Genomic DNA, 26,348 nt, shown 5'->3' with positions numbered 1-26,348 from the left:
CTAGGCAGCCTATTGGTTCGTTGTAAGAGCCATTAATGGTCTATCTCATAGGGCCAATCCCATGCGCGCACCCACGCCTGCGCTGACGTTTGATTTTGCCGGCATTGAGCTGAACCGCCGCCAGGGTCTTAGCCGCCAGCTCTATCAGACACTGCGCGAGCGCATCCTCGACGGTCGCTTGTCCGGTGGCACGCGCTTGCCGGCGAGCCGGGATCTGGCGTTATCCCTCGGCATCTCCCGCAACAGCGTGGTGCGCGCTTATGACCAGCTTTACGCCGAAGGCTTTACCGAAAGCCGCGTCGGGGACGGCACTTACGTCGCACTGTTGAGAGAAAAATCGCCCGCTGCAAAAAAACTATCCACACAACTGTCCACAGGGTTATCACCAAGCTTATCAACAGGGTTATCCACAAAACTGCCTGTTTCGAACGCTGAACTGTCCAACAATCTTATCCACAGCACAGCGATGCACACGCTTGATCAGCATCATTTACGGCCTCCGAAAAGTGGCCTACCGAAGGCGTTTCGAACGGGGGTTCCGGCATTCGATCTGTTCCCTTTCGACACGTGGGGCAAGCTGCACGCGGCTTTCTGGCGTAAGCCGGGCCTCCAACATCTTGGCTACGGCGACCCGGCTGGCGAATGGCGGCTGCGGGAGCTGATCGCGGCTTATCTGAGGACTTCTCGCGACCTGCGCTGCGCACCTGAGCAAATTGTGATCACCAATGGCGCGCAACAGGCGATTACCCTTTGTGCACAGCTGCTGCTTGAGCAGGGCGACGTGGTGGCGATCGAAAATCCGGGCTATCGCGCGGCCGGTCATGCCTTCGGGGTGGCTGGCGCCAGGTTGCAGGGCATGGCGGTTGACGACGAGGGCATGCGCAGTCCGGCTCTGGGTGACTCTGGCTGCAAGTTGGCGTACGTGACGCCCTCTCACCAATACCCGCTGGGCGTGACGATGAGTCTGGCTCGGCGGCTTGAACTGCTCGCGTGGGCCGAGCGCAATCAAAGCTGGATCGTCGAAGACGACTACGACGGCGAATACCGCTACAGCGGCGCCCCGCTGGCGCCGTTGGCAGCGCTGGATCGCAGCGGTCGCGTGCTGTACGTCGGGACATTCGGCAAGGTCGCATTTCCGGCGCTGCGCCTGGGTTATCTGGTGTTGCCGCGCAACCTGGTTGAGCCGTTCAGCCGGCGCCGGGCCGTGGACATGCGTCATTCCGAGGTGGGCACACAGATGGTCATGGCCGAGTTCATCGCGGCGGGTCACTTTCAGCGGCACATCCGCCGCATGCGCCGGGCTGCGTTGAGTCGACGCGATGCATTACTGGCCGGCTGGCCCAAGGAGCTTGCGGGTTGCAGCCCGATGATCAAGCCCGTTGCAGGGCTGCATGTGACCGTCGCAGTGGATACGTTAGAGCGTGAAACGGAACTGGTCGCCAAGGCGGAAAGTGTCGGCGTCGAGGTCGCGCCGTTGAGTGAGTATTGGCTGCCGGGGTCAGAGACGCCGGTGGATGATCGGGCCGGTCTGGTCCTGGGGTTTGCAGCGGTGCCTGAGGCCGATATCGCCTCGGCGCTGGCGCGATTGCGAAGTGCATGGCGGGTTTGATCTTGGTGAACCCGATGGCGGCCTGGCGCGTCATCCAGCAGGCACCGGCGTATACTCGCGCCCATCGCAATCCTTCTTCGAGATACGCCCATGAGTCTTCCTCTCTCCGCGGCGCCGCAGCGCAAGCTCGGCGCGCCGCTGATCGCTTTCCTTTTGCTGGTGGTCGGCGCTCTGTTTTTGCAATCCGCCGTTGGCGTCAGGCAAGTGCTGTTGCTGATCGTCGGCGCGGCGCTGGGCCTCACGCTCTATCACGCCGCCTTCGGCTTCACCTCGGCCTGGCGGGTATTCATCAACGAGCGACGCGGCGCCGGCTTGCGCGCGCAGATGGTGATGCTGGCCGTCGCGGTGTTGCTGTTCTTCCCCGCGCTGGGTGCCGGTACGCTGTTCGGCACGCCGGTCACCGGCCTTGTGGCCCCGGCGGGCGTGTCGGTTGTCTTCGGCGCCTTCATCTTTGGCATCGGCATGCAAATGGGCGGCGGCTGTGCGTCCGGCACGTTGTTCACCGTCGGCGGCGGCAATGCGCGGATGCTCGTAACCTTGCTGTTCTTCATCATTGGCTCGCTGATCGCCACGCATCACGTCGATTGGTGGTTCTCGTTGCCGTCGTTCCCCGCCACTTCCATCGTTAAAACCTTCGGCGTGATCCCTGCGTTGCTGATGAGCCTGGCGCTGTTCGCGATCATTGCCCTTGTCACCGTCAAGCTGGAAAAGCGTCGGCACGGACAGCTGGAAGCGGCCGTCACCAGTGAGCATGTTGGCGTGCGCCGTTTCTTTCGCGGGCCGTGGCCGCTGGTGTGGGGCGCGGTCGGCTTGGCGCTGCTCAACTACGCCACGCTGGCATTGGCGGGTCGCCCTTGGGGCATCACCTCGGCCTTCGCGCTGTGGGGTGCGAAAGTCGCCGGTGGTCTGGGGGTGGACGTGGGCAGTTGGCCGTTCTGGCAGATGCCAGCGAATGCCAAGGCGCTGGCCGCGCCGGTGTGGGAGGACATCACCACCGTCATGGACATCGGCATCATGTTGGGCGCGGCGGTGGCGGCAGGCCTTGCAGGACGATTCGCTCCGAGTCTGAAAATCCCGACGCGCTCGTTGATCGCTGCAGTGATTGGCGGGCTGTTGCTGGGTTACGGTTCGCGCCTGGCGTACGGCTGCAACATTGGCGCGTACTTCAGCGGGATCGCCTCAGGCAGCCTGCACGGCTGGCTCTGGCTGGTCGCTGCCTTTGCGGGCAACGCAGTGGGTGTGCGGATTCGGCCGATATTCTTTGAGGGCGAGCGTCGTCCGGCTGTTTTGACAGGGTGCTGATCGAGGGTTCTGAAGGAGGGAGGGCGCTTGCCCGCGAGGTGCGGGCAAGCGCTCTTACACAGGATTAACCGGCGATCTGCTCCTTCGCCAGCTTGGCGATGTTTTCCGCCGTGAATCCATACTTGGCCTGCAGCTTCTCGATCGGGGCCGACGCACCGAAGGTGTTCATCACAACCTTCGCGCCGGTCTGACCGACATACCGATCCCAGCCCACAGGCCCTGCCTGTTCCACCACGACTCGGGCTTTGACGTCCGGCGGCAGCACGCCGTCGCGATAGGCCTTGTCCTGATCCTCGAACAATTCCCAGCTCGGCATCGACACTACTCGCGCCGCAACCCCTTCGGCTTTGAGCGTCTCGAACGCTTCGACGGTCATGCCGACCTCGCTGCCAGTGGCGATCAAGATCACGTCCACTTTGCCTTCTATCGCATCGGCCAGCACGTACGCGCCTTTAGTCAGGCCCTCGGCGGCGGCGTATTTCGAGCGATCAAGGGTCGGCAACGGCTGGCGGGAGAGCACCAGGCAGGACGGTCTGCTGGTTTGCGCCAGCGCTATTTTCCAGGCTTCGGCCGTTTCGTTGGCATCGCCCGGACGAATCGTCAGCACACCGGGTGTTGCCCGCAGCTGAGTCAGTTGCTCGATGGGCTGGTGTGTCGGGCCGTCTTCGCCGACGCCGATGGAGTCATGGGTAAAGACGAAAATAACCGGCAATTCCATGATCGACGCCAGACGAATCGGCGGCTTCATGTAATCGCTGAACACCAGAAAGGTGGAGGTGTAGGGGCGGATATAGGACAGGGCCAAGCCGTTCGCGATTGAGCCCATGGCATGTTCGCGGATACCGAAGTGCAGGTTTCGACCGCTGTAATTGCCCGCTTCGAAGCTACCGGCTCCGTCGAACGTCAGATTGGTTTTGGTCGACGGCGAAAGGTCTGCGGAGCCACCGATCAGCCAAGGAATCTGCTCGGCAAATGCGTTCAGCACCTTGCCACCCGACGCGCGCGAGGCAATGCCTTTGGCGTCGGCTTCAAAATTCATCTGCTTATCTTGCCAGCCTTCGGGCATCTCACCGGCACGCATGCGCTTAAGCTGATTGGCGAGGTCAGGCCGGTCCTTTTCAAACTGGTTGAAGGTCTCAAGCCAGGCGTCGTAATCGCCGCCGCTACGTTCCAGCAGCGCATCCCGCAGGTAATGGCGAGCGTCTTCCGGCACCAGGAAGCTGCTGTTTTCGTCCCAGCCGTAGGCTTTTTTGGTCAGCTTGATTTCTTCATCGCCCAGCGGTTCGCCGTGGGCGGCAGACGTATTGTGTTTGTTGGGCGAGCCAAAGCCGATGACGCTGTCGACCACGATCAGGGTTGGTGCATCGCTGGTTTGCTGAAAGGTCTGCAGCGCTTTTGCCAGCGCACTGGCGTCATTGGCGTCTTTGACGTGCAGGGTTTTCCAGCCGTAGCCCTCGAAACGCTTCTGCACATCGTCGCTGTAAGCCAGCTCGGTATGACCTTCGATGCTGATGGTGTTGTTGTCGTAAATCCAGCACAGATTCGACAGCTTCAAATGACCGGCAAGTGAGGCCGCTTCTGCGGTGACGCCCTCCATCATGTCGCCGTCGCCGCAGAGCACGTAAACGTTGTAATCGAACAGCGTCGCGCCCGGCGTGTTGAAGTGTTCGCCCAGCCAGCGCTCGCCCATCGCCATGCCGACGCTGTTGGCGCAACCCTGACCCAGCGGGCCAGTGGTGGTCTCCACGCCGGTGGTCATGCGGTATTCGGGGTGGCCCGGGGTTTTGGAGTCCATCTGGCGAAACTGCTTGATGTCCTCAAGGCTCACCGCAGGTTTGCCCGATGGCTTGCCGTGCTCGTCGATCTCGATCACACCGGCCAGGTGCAGCAGTGAATAAAGCAGCATTGAAGCGTGACCGACCGATAGCACGAAGCGGTCGCGGTTTGGCCAGTCAGGGTGTTCCGGGTGGTAGCGCAGGAAATCTTTCCACAGCGTGTAGCCCACAGGGGCAAGCGCCATCGGCGTGCCGGGGTGCCCGGAATTGGCTTTTTGCACCGCATCCATGGCCAGGGTGCGAATGGTGTTGATGGTCAGTTGGTCGCGGTCGGTGTGCGGCGTAAACGTGCGCACTGCGCCTGATCGTTCGGTGGAGTGAGAGTTGGCAGACGAGCTCATTAACGTTCTCCTCGTGACGGGTAGCGGAAGCATCCAGATAGGTGTTGAGCCCTCGGAGGCTGTGATCGTTCCATGAACAATCTGTCAGTCGACCCGGTGGAGAAGCGATTCAGCTTTCCGCTCGTATTTGGTTACATATAGCCTGTGGGCGTAACGAACGAAGTTGTTCTCACGTATTCGAAGCCTTGGGTCGAGCCTTTGCCGACCGGTTTAAGCGCATTGCGGAGGTGGCTTTTGCAGGAATTGATCGTCAAGAAGTACCGGGCCATGATCCGGACGTTTACCTACATCGGCTGGTCTTTGTTCTGGCTGCTGATTTGGGACGTCGTCGTCACCGTCGACTTCATGCTGTTTCTGGATCGCAAGATCACCCTCCCATCGATGCCCCTGACCCTGTTGGGTTCTGCGCTGGTCGTGCTGACCAGCTTCCGCAACACCAGCGCGTATAACCGCTGGTGGGAGGCGCGCACGTTATGGGGTGCGCTGGTGAATAACTCCCGCAGCTTCGCCCGGCAGGTGTTGACGTTCATTGATGACGAGGACGGCCTGAACCCGGTCAAGGCCACGCTGTTGCGTCGGCACGTCGCTTTTGTCGAATGCCTGTCGGCCCATTTGAAGGGCAGTGATTGTGGCGAGCAGGTCACCGCGATGATTTCCCGGGAAGAGTATGAGCGCCGCACGCGCACCAACAACTTCCCCAACGCGATTCTCAATGAGTCCGCGGCGATCATCGCTCAGGAATACAAGGCCGGCCGCCTGGACAGCATTCGTCTGGAACGGCTCGAAGCGACGCTGGTGGAAATCTCCAACAACCAAGGCGGCATGGAGCGCATCGCCAATACCCCGTTGCCTTACCCGTACGTGACGTTTCCGCGCCTGTTCATCACGCTGTTCTGCATCATCGTGCCGATTGGTCTGGTCGAAACGCTGGGCTGGTTCACGCCGCTGGCGTCCACCGTGGTCGGCTTCATGCTGCTGGCAATCGAGAAAATCGGCACTGACTTGCAAAGCCCGTTCAAAGCCTCCGAGCACGAGATCCAGATGAAAGCGCTGTGCGAAAACATCTCCGGCAATCTGAATTCAATGCTGCAGGATGCGATGGACAAGCGGCCGGTTGAGGTGGCTTATTCGTGATGAGGTCATGCCCTTGCTCTGAGAGGGCATGAACGACGCTAGGCGCATCTGGACTGAGAGGATGCTCTATCCGCGAGCTATCCAGCGGTCGAGAGGCCGCTTTTGCATCAAGAATGAAGCCACCGCAAATGCACCTGTTGTTACACGAGTTGTGGGAGCGACCGGGGTGGCGTTCCACCTTGCTCGCGAAGAGGTGGGAAGGTGCGCTGAATCTTCAGCGGCTGAAATGCCGTCTTCGTGAGCAAGCTCACTCCCACAGGATTGGGTTTGCTGCGCGAGCAAAGTGTCTGGACGCCGGGTAATTTGCGGCCCGTTGCGGGTTACCGACCTTGCGAAATGTCCTTGTTCATCGCCGACAAAGGCCTGCAGACGATTATCTGAGCGGCGCTACTCGCTCAACGCAACTCGCCACACATGTCCAGCTCAACAAGCCGCCGCACTTCATCCCCCTCCAGTCCAGCCCCCAGCAGCGCATGCAGCTTGCCAAACGCGGCTTCGCGGGTCATGCCGCCGCCGGACAGCACCCCGACGCCCCGCAGCCGGCTGCCGGCCTCATACACATCCAGTTCGACGCCGCCTTCGTGGCATTGAGTAATCGCCACGACCACGATGCCTTTCTGGTGAGCACGCTGAAGGCTGGCGAGGAAGTCGACATCATCGCTAGGCCCTGTGCCGTTGCCGAAGCATTCCAGCACAAGACTCTGGATACCGCTGTCGATCAAACCGTCTAGCTGAGCAGCGCCGATGCCGGGAAACAGCGGCAGCACCGCAACGTTCGCCAGTTGCTTGGGCTGGCGATAGTCCAGTGCCGCAGGCAATGTCGATACGGCCTCACCACCCCGGGCGCGATTAAGCGCCGCGAAAGGATTACGGCCGAAGCTGCGAATCTTTGCGCAACGAGTCGGTTCCAGCAGCTCCCCGTGGAAGTACAGATGCACTCCCACGGCAAGCCCTTGCCCCAAAGCCTGCAAGGCGCCGTTGACGTTTTCCCAGGCATCACTGTCGGGAACGCCCGCTGGCAACATTGAACCGGTGAACACCACAGGGGCACTCAGGCCCAGCAGTTGAAAACTCATGGCCGCTGCGCTGTAAGCCAGGGTATCGGTACCGTGCAGGATCAGCACGGCGTCGCACCCCTGCGCTTCAATTGCATCGACCACCGCCTCACGCAATCGCTGCCAGTAGGTGGGCGTCATGTTGGCGCTGTCGATCAGGGGGGACATTTCGCGGAATGACCACTGGGGCACCACCATTTCGGGCAGTGCAGCCAGCTGCTCAGCCATGCGTGCCTCAAAGCCGGAGGCAGGTGCCAGCCCGTTTTCGCTGGCCTGCATGCCGATGGTTCCACCGGTATACAGGACCATTACCTGGCGGGCTGATGCGTGGTTTTCGCGATTCATGCCTGTCTCCCTTGATTGACGTTCAAATGATCAACGCGCGTCCGTGACCGGTTTGCCGCTGATCGCTGCCGCGTGCGCTGCAGGCTGCGCAGCACCGGGCTTTGGCCAGGCTTTCAGATCCAGGTCCAGATCGGGGAACTGGCTGGAGTCGAAAACCGGCGTTTTGATGCCGGCTTTACGCTGGGCATCGTAGTCTTTCAGCACCCGCAGCGCGATTTTGAACAGCATCGCCAGCGCGATCAGGTTGACGAAGGCCAGCAGCGTCATGGTGATGTCGGCGAAGGCGAACACCGTGCCCAGATCCTCGACCGCACCCCACAAGATCAACGCCAGAACCAACACGCGGTAGCCGAAGATCGCCTTGCGGTTCTCGCCCAGCAAGAAGCGCAGGCTGTTTTCGCCCAGGTAGTAGTTGTAGAGAATCGAGGTGAACACGAACAGCGCCAGTGCCACACTGATGAACAGCTTGCCCCAGTCACCGACGACGGCGGCGAGGGAGTTCTGCGTCAGGGCAATGCCATCACCTTCGAAGCCGGGGGTATAGAAACCCGACAGCAGGATCAGCAACGCGGTGCAGGTGCAGATGACGAAGGTGTCGAGGAACACGCTGAACGCCTGAACCACACCTTGTGCCACCGGGTGCTCGACCTGAGCCACCGCTGCCACGTTGGGTGCGCTGCCCAGGCCGGCTTCGTTGGCGAAGACGCCACGTTTGACGCCCATGACAATGGCACTGCCGATCAGGCCACCGAACACTTCATCCATGCCGAACGCGCTTTTGACGATGGTCATCAGCATGTGCGGAACGTGTTCGAACTGCACGCCGATGACATACAGCGTGACGGCGATGTAAACCAGCGTCTTGATCGGCACCAGCAGGTCGGCGACCTTGGCGATGCGCTTGATCCCGCCGACGAACACCAGGCCCAGCAGAATCGCCAGACCGACGCCGGCGTAGCTTGGCGAGATCTTGAAGGCGTCGTTGAGCGAGTGGGTCACGGCATGGGATTGCAGGCCGTTGAAGGCGAACCCGAAGGTCACCAGCAACAGCACCGCCATGATCATGCCCAGCCAGCGTTTGCCCAGGCCGTGCTGAATGTAATACGACGGGCCGCCGCGGTATTGGCCTTCGGCGTCGCAGCGTTTGTACAGCTGGCCGAGGGAGCATTCGAAAAAGCTGCTCGCCATGCCGACAAGGGCAGTGACCCACATCCAGAACACCGCGCCGGGTCCGCCGAGGGTGACCGCGATGCCGACGCCTGCGATGTTACCAGCGCCGACGCGGCCGGCAAGGCTCAGCATCAGGGCCTGGAACGAACTCAATTGGCCCGCGCTGCTACGCAGACTGTCGCGGAACACCGCGAACATGTGAAAGAAGTGACGGAACTGAACGAAACGCGAGCGAATCGTGAAATATCCACCGAGCCCAACAATGAGCACGATCAGTACTTTTCCCGAGAGGAAGTCGTTGATGACTTCAAGCATTGGTGTTTCCTCGCTTTCTTAGAGGGTGCGCACTATACCGGCGCGCGTTATTGGAGTCTTTATCCGGTTTGTTTCATGCCCAAATGACGCCGGGCAAAAAAAAGGGCCTGGAAGCGTGTGCTCCCGGCCCTCAAAAGGGTGAGGGGTGTCTAGACCCTCAGCCTGGTGATCGTGTTGCAAGTGTCGCAAGGGGGCCGGACGGATCAAGCCTTCAAGGGCACGAGTCGCGGCGCAATCATGTTCTCGGGGCGCAGGATGTCCGCCAGCATGACGTCATCGAGCAAGCCCTCTTCGCGCACCAGCTCCAGCACGCCACGGCCTGTTTCCAAGGCGACGCGGGCGATACGAGTGGCGTTTTCGTAACCGATGTACGGGTTCAGCGCAGTGACGAGGCCGATCGAGTGCTCGACCAGTTCACGGCAGCGCACTTCGTTGGCGGTGATGCCGACGATGCAGTGCTCGCGCAGCATGTCCATGGCGCGCTGCAGCAGGCGAATCGAGTCGAAGATCTTGTAGGCGATCAACGGCTCCATCACGTTGAGCTGCAACTGGCCGCCTTCGGCAGCGATGGTCAGCGCCAGGTCGTTGCCCATGATTTCGAAGGCGCACATGTTCACCGCCTCCGGAATCACCGGATTGACCTTGCCCGGCATGATCGAGCTGCCTGGCTGACGCGCCGGAAGATTGATTTCGTTGATGCCGGTGCGCGGGCCGCTGGAGAGCAGGCGCAGGTCGTTGCAGATCTTCGACAGCTTGACTGCAGTGCGCTTGAGCATGCCGGAGAACAGCACGAAAGCGCCCATGTCGGAGGTGGCTTCAATCAGGTCGGCAGCCGGCACCAGCGGCTGGCCGCTGATGGTCGCCAGACGCTGAACGGCCAGGTGCTGATAACCGGGGTCGGCGTTGATGCCGGTACCGATGGCAGTGCCGCCCAGATTGACTTCGGTCAGCAGCTCAGGCGCCAGACTGCGCAGGCGATTGAGGTCTTCAGTCAAAGTGGTGGCGAAGGCGCGGAATTCCTGACCCAGGGTCATTGGCACCGCGTCTTGCAATTGGGTACGGCCCATTTTCAACACGTGGTTGAACTCGTGACCTTTGGCCGCGAACGCCTGAATCAGGCTGTCGAGGCTGGCGAGCAGTGCGTCGTGGCCCAACAGCAAACCCAGGCGAATGGCCGTGGGGTAGGCGTCGTTGGTGGACTGCGCCATGTTCACATCGTTGTTCGGGTGCAGGTATTTGTATTCGCCCTTGGCATGGCCCATCGCTTCAAGCGCGATGTTGGCGATGACTTCGTTGGCGTTCATGTTGGTGGAGGTGCCGGCGCCGCCTTGAATCATGTCGACGACGAACTGATCGTGGAAATCACCGCGGATCAGCCGTGCGCAGGCTTCGCTGATGCCCGCATGCTTCTCGTTGCTCAAATGGCCCAGCTGATGGTTTGCATCCGCTGCTGCCTGCTTGACCATCGCCAGCGCTACGACCAGCTTGGGGTAGTGCGAAAGCGGAACGCCAGAGAGGCGGAAGTTGTGCACTGCGCGCAGGGTCTGGATGCCGTAATACGCTTCAGCGGGTACTTCGAGAACGCCAAGCAAGTCTTTTTCGATGCGAAATGATGCAGCGGAGGACATGATAGAGAAAGTCTCAAGATGGGCACGGACTAAGCCGGAACGCCCTTGATACTAGGCCTGTGGGCTATTCTGGACCAATGCTGTAAAACGCTGCCCTATGCACAATCGGCATAATGTCGCTGTGACGCGGGGATTGTGACGAGCGTGTGAATCAGTGTATGAGGCTCCTGTTCGCACCCGCGAATGCGCAACTTTTAAGGCTGGAGAAACGATGAACCTGGAAAGCAAATGGCTGGAAGACTTCAGCGCGCTGGCCGCGACCCGCAGTTTTTCCCAGGCGGCGGAGCGTCGGTTCGTCACGCAACCGGCCTTCAGCCGGCGCATTCGCAGCCTTGAAGCGGCCCTTGGCCTGACGCTGGTCAATCGCTCGCGCACGCCAATCGAGCTGACGGCGGCGGGGCAGTTATTCCTCGTCACCGCCAGGACAGTGGTCGACCAGCTCGGCGAGGTGCTACGTCATTTGCACCATCTGGAAAGCGGGCAGGGCGAGGTCATGCAGATCGCCGCTGCCCACTCGCTGGCGCTGAGCTTCTTCCCGCGCTGGATCGCGCAACTGCGCAACGAAGGGCTGAATATCGCCACGCGCCTGGTCGCTACTAACGTCGGCGACGCGGTGCATGCGCTGCGTGAAGGCGGCTGCGATCTGATGCTGGCGTTCTACGACCCCGACGCCGCGCTGCAGATGGACGCCGAGATATTCCCGTCGCTGCACCTGGGCGTGACCGAAATGCTGCCAGTCTGCTCAACCGATGAAGAGGGGCGTCCGCTGTTCGACCTGGAAGGGGAACAGAGCGTGCCGCTGCTGGCGTACAGCGCGGGTGCGTTTCTGGGTCGCTCGGTGAACCTTCTGTTGCGCCAGCGCAGCGTGCGCTTCACGACGATTTACGAAACGGCGATGGCCGACAGCCTCAAGGGCATGGCGCTCCAGGGGCTGGGTATCGCGTGGGTGCCGCGCCTGAGCGTGACGGCTGAGCTCGAACGGGGAGAACTGGTGATCTGCGGCGGCACTCAGTGGCACGTCCCGCTGGAGATTCGGCTGTACCGATGCGCGCTGGTTCGCAAGGCCAATGTCCGGCTGTTGTGGCGCAAGCTGGAAGCGGGCGGCAGCTCGCCAGCCGCCTGACTTCGGAGTCAGTAAATCCGGGCTTCCGTGGGCCGGTTTGGTAGGCTGACAGGAGGTCGCGGGCAGTCTGTCAAACGAGACTCTTTGCGGTATACTCCGCGGCCTTCGGCCGGTTCGACTGGTCATAATTTGTACGACAAGCCACGCCGGTTTTCCCGCGTGGCTTGTTGTTTTTAGCCGCGCCTGCGGGCGCCCGATGAGAGGCACGACGATGAGCGCACTGGTTGGCGTGATCATGGGCTCCAAGTCCGATTGGTCCACCCTTAGCCACACCGCCGACATGCTTGAAAAGCTCGGCATTCCGTACGAAGTCAAAGTGGTCTCGGCGCACCGCACGCCTGATCTGCTGTTCAAGTACGCCGAGGAAGCCGAAGGCCGTGGCATCGAGGTGATCATCGCCGGTGCCGGTGGCGCCGCTCACCTGCCTGGCATGTGCGCTGCCAAGACTCATCTGCCCGTTCTGGGTGTGCCGGTGCAGTCTTCCATGCTGTCGGGCGTTGATTCATTACTCTCCATCGTTCAGATGCCTGCCGGCATTCCGGTCGCGACCCTGGCCATTGGCAAAGCGGGCGCGATCAACGCCGCGCTGTTGTCGGCCAGTATCCTGGGCGCCAAGCACCCACACTTCCACGCAGTGCTGAAGACATTCCGCGCTGAGCAGACAGACAGCGTTCTGGACAATCCAGACCCACGCGAGGCCTGAGGTTTTCATGAAGATCGGCGTAATCGGTGGCGGCCAGTTGGGTCGCATGTTGGCACTGGCGGGGACCCCGCTGGGGATGAACTTCGCCTTCCTTGACCCCGCGCCGGACGCCTGCGCCGCTGCGCTTGGCGAGCATCTGCTCGCCGATTACGGCGATCAGGAACACCTGCGCCAGTTGGCGAATGATGTCGATCTGGTCACCTTCGAGTTCGAAAGCGTGCCGGCAGAAACCGTCGCCTTCCTCTCGCAGTTCGTGCCGGTTTACCCGAGTGCCGAAGCGCTGCGCATCGCCCGCGATCGCTGGTTCGAAAAGAGCATGTTCAAGGACCTCGGCATCCCGACGCCGGCGTTCGCTGACATCCAGTCCCAGGCGGATCTGGACGCTGCGGTGGCCAGCATTGGTCTGCCGGCCGTGTTGAAAACCCGCACGCTGGGTTACGACGGCAAGGGCCAGAAAGTCCTGCGCACGCCCGAAGACGTAGTCGACACCTTCGCCGAGCTGGGCAGCGTGCCATGCCTGCTTGAAGGCTTCGTGCCGTTCACGGGCGAAGTCTCGCTGATCGCCGTACGCGCCCGTGATGGCGAGACCCGCTTCTATCCGCTGGTCCACAACACCCACGACAGCGGCATTCTGCGCTTGTCGATCGCCAGTACCGATCACCCGCTGCAGGCGCTGGCTGAAGATTACGCCGGGCGCGTGCTGAAGCAGCTCGATTATGTGGGCGTGCTGGCCTTTGAATTCTTCGAAGTCGATGGCGGCTTGAAAGCCAACGAAATCGCCCCGCGCGTGCACAACTCGGGTCACTGGACCACCGAAGGCGCCGAGTGCAGCCAGTTCGAGAACCATCTACGCGCCGTTGCCGGACTGCCGCTGGGTTCGACGGCCAAGGTCGGCGAAAGCGCGATGCTCAACTTCATCGGTGAAGTGCCTGCAGTGGAGCAGGTCATTGCCGTCGAAGATTGCCACCTGCATCACTACGGCAAAGCCTTTAAAGCCGGGCGCAAGGTCGGCCACGCCACCGTGCGCAGCAAAGACCGCGCGACGCTGGATCGTCAGGTGAAGCAGGTCGAGGCTCTGATCAAAAACTGATCACCGCGGTGGCCAGTCTTGACCGCCTCCGCAGGAGTGAGCTCGCTCGCGATAGCATTTGTCCGCGACATCATTGCTGTCTGACCCAGCGTGATCGCGAGCAAGCTCGCTCCTACAGTGTCCTTCATATCCTGTTGAACCATTTCGCCGGGCCACACCTCTCATAGCGTGTTGCCAATAGCCAGCTAGGCTTTGGCATATTCATTCAAACAGAGGGACATGGCATGGGAATCATCGGAACCATCTTCATCGGCTTGATCGTAGGTCTGCTGGCGCGCTTTCTGAAGCCAGGCGACGACAGCATGGGCTGGATCATGACCATCCTGCTCGGTATCTGCGGCTCGCTGGCCGCCACTTATGGTGGTCAGGCGCTGGGTATCTACCGCGCAGGCGAGGGTGCAGGTTTCCTCGGTGCGCTTGTCGGCGCGATCATCCTGCTGGTGATCTACGGCATGATTAAAAAGCGTTAAGCACGCCTGGCCCTCTGCGCTATTGCGGCGCAGAGGGCTAGAATGCCCGGCACTCAACTCCTCCCGCCGAGCATCTCCAATGCGTCATCTCCTCTTCGTTTCACTGCTGCTGGTCTGCGGACTGGTACGCGCCGCTGAATTACCCGAAACCGACTGGCTTGAACTGATGCCGAAGTCGGATCAGAAAGCCCTCGAAGCCATGCCCGAAATCGACCACAACTCGCCGGAAGGCCAGGGCACGTTCGACAGTAAAGGCGGTTTGAAGCAGAGCAAGGGCTTGCCTGCCGTCATGTATTCCACCAAAACCGTCGCGTCGATGAACGACAAAACCATCCGCCTGGGTGGCTATCCGGTTCCGCTGGAGACTGATGCGAAGGGTCACAGCACGCTGTTCTTCCTCGTCCCGTACCCGGGCGCCTGCATCCACGTGCCGCCACCGCCGCCGAATCAGCTGGTGCTGGTGCGTTATCCGAAAGGCCTGAAGATCTCGGACATCTACACACCGTTGTGGGTCATCGGCACGTTGAAGGTGGAGAAGGTCAGCAATGATCTCGCCGACGCCGCCTATGCGCTGGACGCATCGAAAGTGCGTGTGGTGGTTGAGGCGGATTTGTAGGGCGCTTACACACCGCGCATATTCGGCGGGTCCGGCTCGATGCATTGTAGGACTGGCTTTAGCCCGGAAGGCGTCGGGTGTCACACCACAAAATTGATGGTGCTCAAACCGGCCCCTTCCCGGCTAAAGCCGGTCCTACAAAATAGCGCAGTGTTGTCAGGCCTCTGCCAACGGCTCGGCCCAGATACTGACGCTCAACGCATGCATATCACCTGGCTTGAGCGTCACGACGTCGGTCAGGACGTTGGCCGTCTCAACGCACACCATGCCCTTCCAGCCGTCAGGCTGCATGTCGTCGAAGGTTTTGGTCTTGTCGATCCACGGGTTCCAGACGATGGCCGATTGCGAAGCCGTCGTCTGAATCTGAATCCGGCGTTTCCACTGCGGGTCGACCACTGAAATCAGGTCAGGCGTGTCCTGATAAATACGGTCCGTCTCGCCAGTGAACGTGATGTCACCCACCTGTACGTTCTGGGTATCCCAGCTTTCCAGTGTGTTCAGGTACTCGACGCCATCCAGCCCTTCGATACTGATCCGGCTCACATCGCTCACCGCGAAATAACTGTGCAGCGCCTGACTCAGCGTGACGTCTTCGGCGCCAGCGTTGAAGCTCACCAGACTGACATTCAGTGCGGCATCCAGGCGGATGTGCAGCTTCAGGCCAACGGTGTGCGGCCACCCCGACAAATGTCCCTCGGCCTGGGGCTGGATGAATTCGACGATCAATGCGTCGCCGTCCTCACCGACGCCCATCAACTCCCAGTCGATCGCCCGAACTTCGCCGTGGGCCTTCGCCGGCTCGTCGCTCTCGCGCATGGCCTGCACGCTGGACGGGTTTTTCTGGAAATTGCCAAACCACGGCCAGCAGATAGGCATGCCGCCGCGAATAGGCTTGCCCGATTTGAACAACGCGCCCGGGTTGGACCAGATCAGCGGCTCATCGCCGTCCACCTGGTAACTGATGATGTGCGCGCCTTGCTGGGCGATCACCAGTTCGGCCTGACCGTGGCGGATGCGCCAGCAATTAAGCTCACCGAGCTGGAAGGATTCGACGTTTGACGTAGGCATGGGGGTTCTCACTCGAAGGACAGTGACTGAATCAGACTGCGCCAAGCTTGATGAGTTTGTTGCGCAAAGCCAAGGGCGGGCACATCGGCGCCCACCCGGGCTTGATGATCAGCGTCGAGCCGGCACCGAACGGGTACGGCCGCTGCCGTCGATGGCGACAAAAACGAACACCGCCTCGGTCACCTTGCGCCATTCGCTGGACAGGGGATCATCGCTCCACACCTCGACCATCATCTGAATCGAGCTGCGGCCGATTTCCAGGGTCTGGGTGTAGAACGACAACTGCGCGCCCACCGCGACGGGCACCAGAAACGCCATGCGGTCGATGGCAACAGTCGCCACACGGCCGCCGGCCACCTTGCTCGCCATGGCAGTGCCGGCGAGGTCCATCTGGGCAACCAGCCAGCCGCCGAAAATGTCGCCAAAGCCGTTGGTTTCGCGGGGCAGGGCGGTAATCTGCAGGGCAAGATCGCCCTGCGGTATCGGATCTTCTTGTTCGAGCTCAATCATTATTGGGTCCCTCTGACCCATGACTCTAGGTAGTCTTCATTTCGTTTAAAGGGAAACTCTGCGAAAACGACTTGGGTAAATGGCTTCGCACAACTTCCCTGAAGAGACCGGCTGAGTCGTGGCCGGCGAGTATATCGGGCGCGCGGTCATGAAACGACCGCCGCTTTTTCATGATGCCTTCGCGCCATTGCAATCCATGTGCATTTGTACGCAATTTGCTATCGTGCAGGACCGACTTGGCGCACTACGCCATTTTTGGCACGCAATTTTGATGCCCGATTAACTTTTCGAGTCGAGAAATCGCGTGTGAAGCCGTTACCCACGGTTGAGTCACCGTTGATTTTTCGCCCAAAGAGAGCCTCAAAAGAGAAGCCACTGTCATGTCCTCTGTGCCTTTAAGCGCCACCCAGCCTTCGCGCCCGTTAAACCGTAACGATTACAAAACCCTTTCACTGTCTGCCCTGGGCGGCGCGTTGGAGTTCTACGACTTCATCATTTTCGTATTCTTCGCAGCAGTGGTAGGCAAGCTGTTTTTCCCCGTAGACATGCCCGAATGGCTGCGTTTGATGCAAACGTTTGGCATTTTTGCCGCCGGTTATCTGGCTCGGCCCCTGGGCGGCATCGTCATGGCGCACTTCGGCGATCTGCTGGGCCGCAAGAAAATGTTCACCCTCAGCATTTTCCTGATGGCCGTGCCGACGCTGATCATGGGCTTGCTGCCCACTTACGCGCAGATCGGCATCTGGGCCCCCATGTTGCTGCTGCTGATGCGCGTCATTCAGGGCGCCGCAATCGGTGGCGAAGTGCCTGGCGCGTGGGTATTCGTTTCCGAACACGTTCCCGCCCGTAACGTCGGTTACGCCTGCGGTACCCTCACGTCCGGCCTGACGGCCGGGATTTTGCTCGGCTCGCTGGTCGCGACCTGGATCAACAGCGTTTACTCGCCCGTTGAGGTATCGGACTACGCCTGGCGGATTCCTTTCCTGCTCGGTGGCGTCTTCGGGCTGATGTCGGTTTACCTGCGCCGCTGGCTGCACGAAACCCCGGTGTTCGCCGAGCTTCAATTGCGCAAGCAACTGGCTGAAGAAGTGCCGCTCAAAGCGGTACTGCGCGATCATCGCGGCGCCGTCGTCCTGTCGATGTTGCTGACCTGGCTGCTCTCCGCCGGCGTGGTGGTGGTCATTCTGATGACGCCGACCCTGCTGCAGAAGGCCTACGGGTTCGCACCTGCCGACACCCTCAAAGCCAACAGCCTCGCCATTGTCTTGCTGAGTCTGGGATGTATCGGGGCTGGCGCGCTGGCGGACCGACTCGGCGCGGGCCTGGTGTTCCTGTTCGGCTCGCTCGGTCTGCTGGTGAGTTCGTGGACCTTCTACCACATGATCGGCACGCACCCGGATCTGCTGTATCCGCTCTACGCAATCACCGGCTTGTTTGTCGGCACTATCGGCGCAGTGCCGTTCGTCATGGTCAAGGCCTTTCCGCCTGTGATCCGCTTCACCGGGCTGTCGTTTTCCTACAACTTGGCGTACGCCATCTTTGGTGGCTTAACGCCCATGGTCGTCAGCCTGATGTTCGCGGCCAACCCGATGGGCCCGGCTTGGTACGTAGCGATTCTTTGCGCCATGGGCATGGGGATCGGTGTTTACCTGATCAAGAGAAAGCCGGTCGAGTCCTGATCGAGCCACCGGCAAATCCTCCTGCTGAAACCAAGGCCGCCAGTCGTAATGACTGGCGGCCTTTCATTTGATTGTCATATTCCGGTCATAGAGTAGTCACATGGCCATCATCGATGGCGGCACTCTTCACCTCGCCAGGAGCAAGGCATGACCTTCAAACGTTTGATGACGGCGCTGACGTTCGTCGCGGCTGGCGCGGCTATCGGCAGTGCTTCTGCCGCCGTCGACCCTGCAATCAAGCCCTACGTCAAAACCAGCGGTGTCTCCGGGAATCTGTCCAGCGTGGGCTCCGACACCCTCGCCAATCTGATGACGATGTGGGCCGAGGCCTACAAGAAAGAATACCCAAGCGTGAACATCCAGATTCAGGCTGCCGGCTCCTCAACAGCGCCGCCCGCACTGACCGAGGGCACTGCGACGCTGGGACCCATGAGCCGCAAGATGAAGGACGGCGAACTGTCGGCCTTCGAGCAGAAGCACGGCTACAAGCCGACCGCGATTCCCGTGGCGGTGGACGCGCTGGCCGTATTCGTCCACAAGGACAACCCGATCAAGGGTCTGACGCTGCAGCAGGTCGACGCGATTTTCTCCGCGACCCGCCTGTGCGGCGCCAGGACCGATGCAAAAACCTGGGGCGATGTGGGCGTGACAGGAGATCTGGCCGGAAAGGCCATCCAGCTGTTCGGACGCAATTCGGTTTCCGGCACCTACGGTTATTTTAAGGAAGAGGCCCTGTGCAAGGGCGACTTCAAACCCAACGTCAATGAACAGCCCGGCTCTGCTTCGGTGGTCAGCTCCATCAGCAATTCGCTGAACGGCATTGGCTACTCGGGCATTGGTTATAAAACATCCAGCGTGCGCACCGTACCCCTCGCGAAAAAAGAGGGCGGCGAGTTTGTCGAAGACAACGAGGCCAACGCGCTGAATGGCACTTACCCGCTGGCGCGCTTCCTTTATGTGTACGTCAACAAGGCGCCGAACAAGCCATTGAATCCGCTCGAAGCCGAGTTCGTCAGATTGATCCTGTCAAAACAAGGTCAGGAAGTTGTCATGAAAGACGGGTACATTCCGTTACCAGCCAAGGTCGTCAGCAAAGCCTTGGCTGATCTGGGGCTACAAGAACGGTAGCGAGCGCGCTGCCCAGACAACCCTGATGCGGGGTGACAGGTTCGTCCCGCCACAAACGACAAAGGCCTTATGGAACGAGGCTCGCAGAACACTGAACAGTCCGTTGCCCCGATTCAGGAGCGGCGGGCTTTTTTGCGTCACCTCGCTGTCATGTATTTGTCATACAGAGTGGCTACGGTGTGCGCATGAATGATTTGGCCAATTCATCAATGACCGAAAAACCCCGTCCCGAGCGCATTGATTTCAATGCGCCCGAGCTGCAACGCAAGCGCAGGATCCGTGCGCTCAAAGACCGCCTGACGCGTTGGTACGTGTTAGTGGGCGGTCTTGCCGTGTTGGCCGCCATCACCCTGATCTTCTTCTACCTGGCTTACGTCGTCGCGCCGTTGTTTCAGGGGGCGAAACTGACGCGCAGCGATGCTCAAACACCCGCCTGGCTGCAAGATGCTGGCAACCCCATGGTGCTGGTCATCGAAGAGCAGAATCAGGTCGCCATGCGCGTGTCCGACAAGGGCGAAGCGCTGTTTTTCCACCTCAAGGACGGCGGCGAAATTTCCCGCGTTGCCTTGCCGATCCCCGCTGGCGCGAAGGTGACGTCGGTGGCCCAGGATCAGCCCGGCAAGCCTTTGATTGCGGTCGGCCTGTCCAACGGACAGGTGCTGGTGTTCAAGCACGCTTATCCGATCAGCTATCCCGACAACAAGAAAACCATCACCCCCACGATTACCTATCCCTACGGCGAGACGCCGCTGGTGCTGGACGAAGGCGGGCGGGCGCTTGAGCACGTCAATCTGAATGCCAGCGACACGACCCTGATTCTGGCCGGTGCAACCGGTACCCAGCTGCACGTGTTGTCGCTGACCCAATCCGAAAACCTGATGACCGGCGAAACCGATCGCGAGCAGAGCCGCATTGACCTGCCTCAGCTGTCAGCAGCGGTCAAAGCCATCTACGTCGACCCGCGCCAGCAGTGGCTGTACGTGATCAACGGTCGCGCGCTGGTGGATGTGTTCGACCTGCGCGATCGCACGCTGAACGGCCGCTACAAACTGCTTGAAGACGCCAACGCCGAAACCACCGCCAGCACGCAACTGGTCGGTGGCATCTCGCTGGTGATCGGCAGCTCAAGGGGCAACATCGCGCAGTGGTTCATGGCGCGGGACGTCGATGGCGAGATGCGTCTGCAGCACATTCGTGACTTCAAAATGAGCGGCGCGCCGATTTCCCAGATCACCGCCGAGCAGCGCCGCAAAGGGTTCATTGCCATGGACACCTCCGGCAAGCTCGGCGTTTTCCACAGCACCGCTCACCGCACGCTGTTGATCGACCCGATAGCCAGCGGCCCCGCGGTGATGGGTCTGTCGCCCCGCGCGGATCGCCTCATCGTTGAAGACAGCGGCAAGCTGCTGCCCTTGAGCCTGAATAATCCGCACCCGGAAATTTCCTGGAGCGCGTTGTGGGACAAGGTCTGGTACGAGAACTACGACGAACCCAAATACGTTTGGCAATCCACCGCATCCAGCAGCGACTTCGAGCCCAAGCTCAGCCTCGCGCCTCTCACCTACGGCACGCTCAAAGCTGCGTTCTACGCCATGCTGCTGGCGGCGCCGATCGCCGTCGCCGCTGCTATCTACACGGCTTACTTCATGGCGCCGCGCATGCGTCGCAAGGTCAAGCCGGTCATCGAGCTGATGGAAGCGATGCCGACGGTCATTCTCGGCTTCTTCGCCGGGCTATTCCTGGCGCCGTACCTGGAAGGGCACTTGCCGGGCATCTTCAGTCTGCTGATCTTCACCCCCATCGGCATTCTGCTGGCGGGGTTTGGCTGGACGCGCTTGCCTGACTCGATTCGCCTGCGGGTACCCGACGGCTGGGAAAGCGCGATTCTGATTCCGGTCATTCTGCTGATTGGCTGGGTCTCACTGAGCATGAGCCCGCACCTGGAGAACTGGTTCTTCGGCGGCGACATGCGCGCGTGGATCACCAACGATATGGGCATCACCTACGACCAGCGCAACGCAATGGTGGTCGGAATCGCGATGGGTTTTGCGGTCATCCCCAACATTTATTCGATTGCCGAGGATGCCGTGTTCAGCGTGCCGCGTGGCCTGACCCTCGGCTCACTGGCCCTCGGCGCCACGCCGTGGCAGACGCTGGTTCGCGTGGTGATTCTCACGGCCAGCCCGGGGATTTTTTCTGCGCTGATGATTGGCATGGGCCGCGCTGTGGGCGAGACCATGATCGTGCTCATGGCCACCGGTAACACGCCGATCATGGACATGAACCTGTTCGAAGGCATGCGCACCCTTGCGGCCAACGTGGCGGTGGAGATGCCCGAGTCGGAAGTGGGCGGCAGTCATTATCGCGTGCTGTTCCTCGCCGCCCTGGTGCTGCTGATGTTCACATTTGTCATGAATACCTTGGCAGAGCTGATTCGTCAGCGCCTGCGCAAGCAGTATTCGTCTCTCTAGGGCAGGTTGAAACCGATGAAGCAGACCTCCCTCAAGCGGTGGTTCAACAGTGGCGGCCCCGGCGTCTGGTTGAGCGCGGGTGCGGTGTCCATCGCGGTGATCATGACCATCGGCCTGCTGGCGGTGATTGCCGTGCGCGGGCTGGGGCATTTCTGGCCCGCCGATGTCATTTCCGCCCAGTACGACGTTCCCGGGCAGGAAAGCCATGTGCTGGTTGGCGAGCTTGTTCAGCCTGAACAAGTGCCGCGCGCCAGGCTCAAGGCCGCCGGGTTGCCGGTTCCTGATCAGGGGCCCGAGTTCATGACCCGCGATCTGTTCAAGGTAGGCAACCGGGATATCAGCCCCAGCGATTTCAACTGGGTCATTGGCGAGTGGCTCAAGGACGCGCGCAAGCCTGCGGAATTGATGACCCTGGAGCGCCGCGAGTGGGGCAACTTCTACGGCTATCTGGTCAACGTCAAGGAAGACGGCAAAGTAGTCGCCGAGGGTGAAGCCGCATGGCCGCAACTGCAGGCGCGTATCGAGCGGGTGCAGGGCATTTCCGATCAACTGGACGACCTGGAGAAGGGCGAGATCGGCGCGATCAACCACGGCATCGAGCGGCTGCGTCTGCAGGCGCGCAAGCTTGAGCTCAACGGCGAACTCGATGCCGCCGCACAGGCCGACATGGCCACTGAGCGCGCTGAATACGACGCGCGCTATAAGGACGTCGAATCGCGGCTGGGCGCGTTGCACGCCGAATACAATCGCGACAGCCTGACGGCCCGTGACGCGAACGGCAAAGAAATCGAGATCAGCATCGGCAAGGTGGTTCACGCGTATCAACCCAACGCCATGGGCACGATGACCAAGCTGGGGTTCTACTTTCAGAAGCTTTGGGAGTTCCTAAGCGACGACCCGCGCGAGGCCAATACGGAGGGCGGGATTTTCCCGGCGATCTTCGGCACTGTGATGATGACGCTGATCATGGCCGTCATCGTGACGCCGTTTGGCGTGCTCGCCGCTGTGTATCTGCGTGAATACGCGCGCCAGGGCGTGATGACGCGCTTGATCCGCATCGCGGTGAACAACCTTGCGGGCGTCCCTGCCATCGTCTACGGCGTGTTCGGGCTGGGCTTTTTCGTTTATGTGCTGGGCGGATCTCTGGATCAGCTGTTCTTCCCCGAAGCCCTGCCGGCGCCGACGTTCGGCACACCGGGCTTGCTGTGGGCATCGTTGACCCTGGCGCTCCTCGCCGTGCCGGTGGTGATCGTTGCCACCGAAGAAGGCCTGGCGCGTATCCCGCTGACGCTGCGCGAGGGCTCGCTGGCTTTGGGCGCGACCAAGGCCGAAACGCTGTGGAAGATTGTTTTGCCGATGGCCAGCCCGGCGATGATGACCGGCCTGATTCTGGCCGTGGCACGAGCGGCGGGTGAAGTGGCCCCGCTGATGCTGGTAGGTGTGGTCAAGATGGCGCCGTCGCTGCCGCTGGACGGTAATTACCCGTACCTGCACCTTGACCAGAAGATCATGCACCTGGGTTTTCATATCTACGATGTGGGTTTTCAAAGCCCCAACGTCGAGGCCGCGCGCCCGCTGGTGTACGCCACGGCGCTGCTGCTGGTGCTGGTGATCGCGCTGCTGAACCTTTCGGCGGTGACGATTCGCAACCGCCTGCGCGACAAGTACAAGGCGTTCGAAGACTGAGTCAGCGACACGCTTCAAGCGGCAAGCTGAGAAGCCGCATACCGTATCAGCACCACATTTGCAGCTTGCGGCTAGAGGCTTGCAGCTACGAACGGAGAGAGACCATGCAACACGAACCCCACGCCCACGGCATCAACATGTCGGCCCTGGGTCGCAAGCGCCAGGTGCTGGATCTGGCGAACGAAGCCGTTGCGCTGGAAGTGCCGGGGCTGGATCTCTTCTATGGCGAGAAGCAGGCGCTGTTCGACATCCGCATGAACATCCCGAAACAGCGCGTGACCTCGTTCATCGGGCCGTCCGGGTGTGGCAAGTCCACCTTGCTGCGCACCTTCAACCGCATGAACGATCTGGTGGACGGCTGCCGCGTACAGGGCGAGATCAAGCTCTATGGCCACGACATCTACACCAAAGGCGAGGATGTCGCCGAGTTGCGTCGCCGGGTCGGCATGGTGTTCCAGAAGCCCAACCCGTTCCCCAAGACCGTTTACGAGAACGTGGTCTACGGGGTGCGTATTCAGGGCGTGAACAAAAAGCGCGTGCTCGATGAGGCCGTCGAGTGGGCCTTGCGTGGCGCCGCACTGTGGGACGAGGTCAAGGACCGCCTGCATGAGTCGGCGCTCGGACTTTCCGGTGGTCAGCAGCAACGTCTGGTGATCGCCCGCACCATCGCCGTCGAACCCGAAGTGCTGCTGCTCGATGAGCCGTGCTCCGCGCTCGACCCGATTTCGACCCTGAAAGTCGAAGAGTTGATCTACGAACTGAAATCCAAATACACCATTGTGATCGTTACCCACAACATGCAGCAGGCGGCGCGCGTGTCGGATTACACCGCGTTTCTGCACATGGGCAAGGTGGTCGAATACGGGGACACCGATACGTTGTTCACCAATCCGACCAAAAAGCAGACTGAAGACTACATAACCGGTCGTTACGGCTAGCACGTGTTTCGTCAGCCTTGAACCACCGCGCAATCAATCGGACGGACACTCATGATCAAAGACAGCCATACACATCACATCTCCCAGCAGTTCAACGCTGAACTGGAAGAAGTTCGCAGCCACCTGCTGGAAATGGGTGGTCTGGTCGAGAAGCAGGTCAACGATGCGGTCACCGCGTTGATCGAAGCCGACTCGGGCCTGGCCCAGCGGGTGCGCGAGGTGGACGACCGCATCAACCAGATGGAGCGCAACATCGATGAAGAGTGCCTGCGCATTCTGGCCCGTCGTCAGCCTGCCGCGTCCGACCTGCGTCTGATCATCAGCATCTCCAAGTCGGTCATCGACCTTGAGCGCATTGGCGATGAGTCCACCAAGATCGCTCGCCGTGCGATTCAGCTGTGCGAAGAGGGTGAGTCGCCGCGTGGTTACGTCGAAGTGCGCCACATCAGCGATCAAGTCAGCAAAATGGTGCGCGATGCGCTGGACTCGTTCGCCCGCTTCGACGCCGATCTGGCGTTGTCGGTTGCGCAGTACGACAAGAACATCGACCGCGAGTACAAGACCGCGTTACGTGAGCTGGTCACCTACATGATGGAAGATCCGCGTTCGATCTCTCGCGTGTTGAATGTGATCTGGGTCCTGCGTTCCCTGGAGCGCATCGGTGATCATGCGCGCAACATCTCCGAACTGGTTATCTACCTGGTGCGCGGTACCGATGTCCGCCACCTGGGCCTCAAGCGCATGCAGGAAGAAGTGAAAGGCCTGACCGCCGAAAGGATTAATGTTCTGGACACGCCTGACGATAAATAAGATTGCCTGAGAAAAAACGCCTGGCGACCGCCGGGCGTTTTTGTTTCTCCGGTCTGCCCATATTTTTCAAGTCACCCGCGAATAAAAGTCCCGGTGTCGTCAAACAGTTTGGCAGCTGGCCACCCGCCAGCGAATGCTCGCCATTTACGGTGAACACGCCATCAGGAGCGTCGATGAGTAAAGTCAGTGTATTGGTGGTGGATGACGCACCGTTCATCCGTGATCTGGTCAAGAAAGGCCTGCGCAATGCCTTCCCGGGAATCGCTCTGGAAGACGCAGTCAATGGTCGCAAGGCGCAAGTGCTGCTCAGCCGTGAAGTGTTTGATCTGGTGCTCTGTGATTGGGAAATGCCCGAAATGTCCGGGCTCGAATTGCTGACCTGGTGCCGCCAGCAGGACAACCTGAAGACCATGCCTTTCATCATGGTCACCAGCCGTGGCGACAAGGAAAACGTGATCCAGGCGATCCAGGCCGGCGTCTCTGACTTCATCGGCAAGCCGTTCACCAACGAGCAACTGCTGACCAAGGTCAAGAAAGCGCTGCACAAGGTCGGCAAGCTCGACGCGTTGATGTCCAGTGGCCCGGCCCGCGTCAATGCGGCGTTTGCCAATGACTCGCTTAGCGCCCTGACGGGTAATCGCCCTGAGGTTGTCAACACGGCGCCCGCAGCTTCTGCGGCACCCCAGGCCGCTCAGCCTCTGGCCCAGCCGATGGCCAATGCTGCTCCTGCCGCCGCACCCACGGGTCGTGGCCAGGGTCATTTGCGTCTTCCGAGCGGGACCCAGCCCTGCGTTATCAAGGCGCTGACGCTCAAGGAAGCCTCGCTGCTGGTCCGCCGCGGCGATGTCCTGCCGCAGATCCTCGAAAGCGCCGTGCTCGATCTGGAGCAGGGCGAGAACGCCGAGGTGGCGCGTCTCAATGGTTATCTGCACGCGATTGCCGCGTTCGAGCAGAAGCCCGACAGCGAGTGGCTGCAGGTCACCTTCCGCTTCGTCGACAAGGACACCCAGAAGCTTGATTATTTGTCGCGCCTGATTGCCCGTGGCACCGCGCAGAAGCACTTCGTGCCGGGCGCCTGATCCGCTGCGCACTCACCTGGGGGAGCGACCGGGATGGCGCTCCAACTTGCTCGCGATGAGACCGGTACATCCGCTAAATTTGGTGCGGTCGGGCGTCCATCTTCGCGAGCAAGCTTACTCCCACTCTATCCAGCATAGAAATTGCAGTTCCGATCGCGCCCTGTGCTGACGCGATTTCCTTGACGCTTCGTCTATTACCGATTGATTCGGATGAGTCCAATTGCGTCGGCATCGCTGTTAGGC

21 protein-coding genes are annotated in these 26,348 nt (G+C 60.7%); 15 read left to right on the top strand and 6 right to left on the bottom strand.

Annotation, left to right across the window (positions count from 1 at the left end; translation table 11 throughout):
• Positions 1 to 61 precede the first annotated feature (61 nt).
• Both pdxR and QMX88_RS00605 read left to right on the top strand, forming a co-directional pair.
• On the top strand, positions 62 to 1,609 hold the full coding sequence (gene pdxR / locus QMX88_RS00610; RefSeq protein WP_282365404.1) for a MocR-like pyridoxine biosynthesis transcription factor PdxR: 1,548 nt from the start codon (positions 62 to 64) through the stop codon (positions 1,607 to 1,609).
• A gap of 90 nt (positions 1,610 to 1,699) precedes the next feature.
• Positions 1,700 to 2,911, top strand: coding sequence for a YeeE/YedE family protein (locus QMX88_RS00605; protein WP_282365403.1), 1,212 nt, complete (start codon positions 1,700 to 1,702; stop codon positions 2,909 to 2,911).
• A 64-nt stretch (positions 2,912 to 2,975) separates the two neighbouring features.
• Here QMX88_RS00605 and tkt read toward each other — a convergent pair whose 3' ends face one another.
• Positions 2,976 to 4,976 (bottom strand): transketolase, encoded by a 2,001-nt coding sequence (gene tkt / locus QMX88_RS00600; protein ID WP_442969422.1) that lies wholly within the window; start codon positions 4,974 to 4,976, stop codon positions 2,976 to 2,978.
• 378 nt (positions 4,977 to 5,354) lie between these two features.
• On the opposite strand from tkt, the gene QMX88_RS00595 reads away from it, so the two are divergent.
• Positions 5,355 to 6,221 carry a bestrophin family protein gene (locus QMX88_RS00595; protein ID WP_442969421.1) on the top strand — a complete coding sequence of 289 codons (867 nt, stop codon included), beginning with the start codon at positions 5,355 to 5,357 and terminating at the stop codon, positions 6,219 to 6,221.
• A gap of 395 nt (positions 6,222 to 6,616) precedes the next feature.
• Here the strand turns inward: QMX88_RS00595 and QMX88_RS00590 are convergent, their stop codons facing one another.
• The 3 genes from QMX88_RS00590 to QMX88_RS00580 all read right to left on the bottom strand — a co-directional run bounded on the left by QMX88_RS00590 (position 6,617) and on the right by QMX88_RS00580 (position 10,734).
• Positions 6,617 to 7,621, bottom strand: coding sequence for an asparaginase (locus tag QMX88_RS00590; RefSeq protein WP_282365400.1), 1,005 nt, complete (start codon positions 7,619 to 7,621; stop codon positions 6,617 to 6,619).
• Positions 7,622 to 7,651: 30 nt separating this feature from the next.
• Positions 7,652 to 9,106 carry an alanine/glycine:cation symporter family protein gene (locus tag QMX88_RS00585; protein ID WP_282365399.1) on the bottom strand — a complete coding sequence of 485 codons (1,455 nt, stop codon included), beginning with the start codon at positions 9,104 to 9,106 and terminating at the stop codon, positions 7,652 to 7,654.
• Between the two features lie 203 nt (positions 9,107 to 9,309).
• Positions 9,310 to 10,734: an aspartate ammonia-lyase gene (locus tag QMX88_RS00580; RefSeq protein ID WP_282365398.1), complete on the bottom strand. Its 1,425-nt coding sequence runs from the start codon at positions 10,732 to 10,734 to the stop codon at positions 9,310 to 9,312.
• 211 nt (positions 10,735 to 10,945) lie between these two features.
• Here QMX88_RS00580 and QMX88_RS00575 point away from each other — a divergent pair, with 211 nt between their 5' ends.
• The 5 genes from QMX88_RS00575 (at position 10,946) to QMX88_RS00555 (ending at position 14,736) form a co-directional block, all read left to right on the top strand.
• Complete coding sequence (locus QMX88_RS00575) at positions 10,946 to 11,857, top strand: LysR substrate-binding domain-containing protein (RefSeq protein ID WP_192174542.1); 912 nt, start codon at positions 10,946 to 10,948, stop codon at positions 11,855 to 11,857.
• Positions 11,858 to 12,068: 211 nt separating this feature from the next.
• On the top strand, positions 12,069 to 12,560 hold the full coding sequence (purE, locus tag QMX88_RS00570; protein WP_065988179.1) for a 5-(carboxyamino)imidazole ribonucleotide mutase: 492 nt from the start codon (positions 12,069 to 12,071) through the stop codon (positions 12,558 to 12,560).
• Positions 12,561 to 12,567: 7 nt separating this feature from the next.
• Positions 12,568 to 13,650 (top strand): 5-(carboxyamino)imidazole ribonucleotide synthase, encoded by a 1,083-nt coding sequence (locus tag QMX88_RS00565; protein WP_192174543.1) that lies wholly within the window; start codon positions 12,568 to 12,570, stop codon positions 13,648 to 13,650.
• Between the two features lie 224 nt (positions 13,651 to 13,874).
• Entirely contained in the window at positions 13,875 to 14,120 is a 246-nt protein-coding gene (locus QMX88_RS00560; RefSeq protein WP_037016790.1) for a GlsB/YeaQ/YmgE family stress response membrane protein, read from the top strand.
• 79 nt (positions 14,121 to 14,199) lie between these two features.
• Positions 14,200 to 14,736, top strand: coding sequence for a DUF3299 domain-containing protein (locus QMX88_RS00555; protein ID WP_122534198.1), 537 nt, complete (start codon positions 14,200 to 14,202; stop codon positions 14,734 to 14,736).
• A gap of 156 nt (positions 14,737 to 14,892) precedes the next feature.
• On the opposite strand, the gene QMX88_RS00550 is transcribed toward QMX88_RS00555, so the two are convergent.
• Together QMX88_RS00550 and QMX88_RS00545 are read right to left on the bottom strand one after the other, a co-directional pair.
• Positions 14,893 to 15,804 (bottom strand): D-hexose-6-phosphate mutarotase, encoded by a 912-nt coding sequence (locus tag QMX88_RS00550; protein ID WP_282365397.1) that lies wholly within the window; start codon positions 15,802 to 15,804, stop codon positions 14,893 to 14,895.
• Positions 15,805 to 15,912: 108 nt separating this feature from the next.
• Positions 15,913 to 16,314 carry an acyl-CoA thioesterase gene (locus tag QMX88_RS00545; protein ID WP_093466337.1) on the bottom strand — a complete coding sequence of 134 codons (402 nt, stop codon included), beginning with the start codon at positions 16,312 to 16,314 and terminating at the stop codon, positions 15,913 to 15,915.
• Positions 16,315 to 16,694: 380 nt separating this feature from the next.
• On the opposite strand from QMX88_RS00545, the gene QMX88_RS00540 reads away from it, so the two are divergent.
• The 7 genes from QMX88_RS00540 to QMX88_RS00510 all read left to right on the top strand — a co-directional run bounded on the left by QMX88_RS00540 (position 16,695) and on the right by QMX88_RS00510 (position 26,105).
• The gene (locus tag QMX88_RS00540; protein ID WP_282365396.1) at positions 16,695 to 17,993 is read left to right on the top strand and encodes an MFS transporter; all 1,299 of its coding nucleotides are present in this window, start codon (positions 16,695 to 16,697) and stop codon (positions 17,991 to 17,993) included.
• Positions 17,994 to 18,140: 147 nt separating this feature from the next.
• Positions 18,141 to 19,121, top strand: a complete 981-nt coding sequence (locus tag QMX88_RS00535; protein ID WP_192174547.1) for a phosphate ABC transporter substrate-binding protein PstS family protein — start codon at positions 18,141 to 18,143, stop codon at positions 19,119 to 19,121.
• Between the two features lie 185 nt (positions 19,122 to 19,306).
• On the top strand, positions 19,307 to 21,592 hold the full coding sequence (locus QMX88_RS00530; protein ID WP_282365395.1) for an ABC transporter permease subunit: 2,286 nt from the start codon (positions 19,307 to 19,309) through the stop codon (positions 21,590 to 21,592).
• Positions 21,593 to 21,607: 15 nt separating this feature from the next.
• Positions 21,608 to 23,278 carry a phosphate ABC transporter permease PstA gene (gene pstA / locus QMX88_RS00525; protein ID WP_282365394.1) on the top strand — a complete coding sequence of 557 codons (1,671 nt, stop codon included), beginning with the start codon at positions 21,608 to 21,610 and terminating at the stop codon, positions 23,276 to 23,278.
• Between the two features lie 104 nt (positions 23,279 to 23,382).
• The gene (gene pstB, locus QMX88_RS00520; RefSeq protein WP_282365393.1) at positions 23,383 to 24,216 is read left to right on the top strand and encodes a phosphate ABC transporter ATP-binding protein PstB; all 834 of its coding nucleotides are present in this window, start codon (positions 23,383 to 23,385) and stop codon (positions 24,214 to 24,216) included.
• Between the two features lie 51 nt (positions 24,217 to 24,267).
• On the top strand, positions 24,268 to 25,026 hold the full coding sequence (phoU, locus tag QMX88_RS00515; RefSeq protein WP_133773894.1) for a phosphate signaling complex protein PhoU: 759 nt from the start codon (positions 24,268 to 24,270) through the stop codon (positions 25,024 to 25,026).
• A 173-nt stretch (positions 25,027 to 25,199) separates the two neighbouring features.
• Positions 25,200 to 26,105, top strand: coding sequence for a response regulator (locus QMX88_RS00510; protein ID WP_282365392.1), 906 nt, complete (start codon positions 25,200 to 25,202; stop codon positions 26,103 to 26,105).
• Positions 26,106 to 26,348: the final 243 nt, after the last annotated feature.

The sequence above is a fragment of the Pseudomonas sp. PS02290 genome (genome assembly GCF_029960075.1).
Lineage (GTDB): Bacteria > Pseudomonadota > Gammaproteobacteria > Pseudomonadales > Pseudomonadaceae > Aquipseudomonas.
This window is presented reverse-complemented; position numbering and strand designations above follow the sequence as displayed.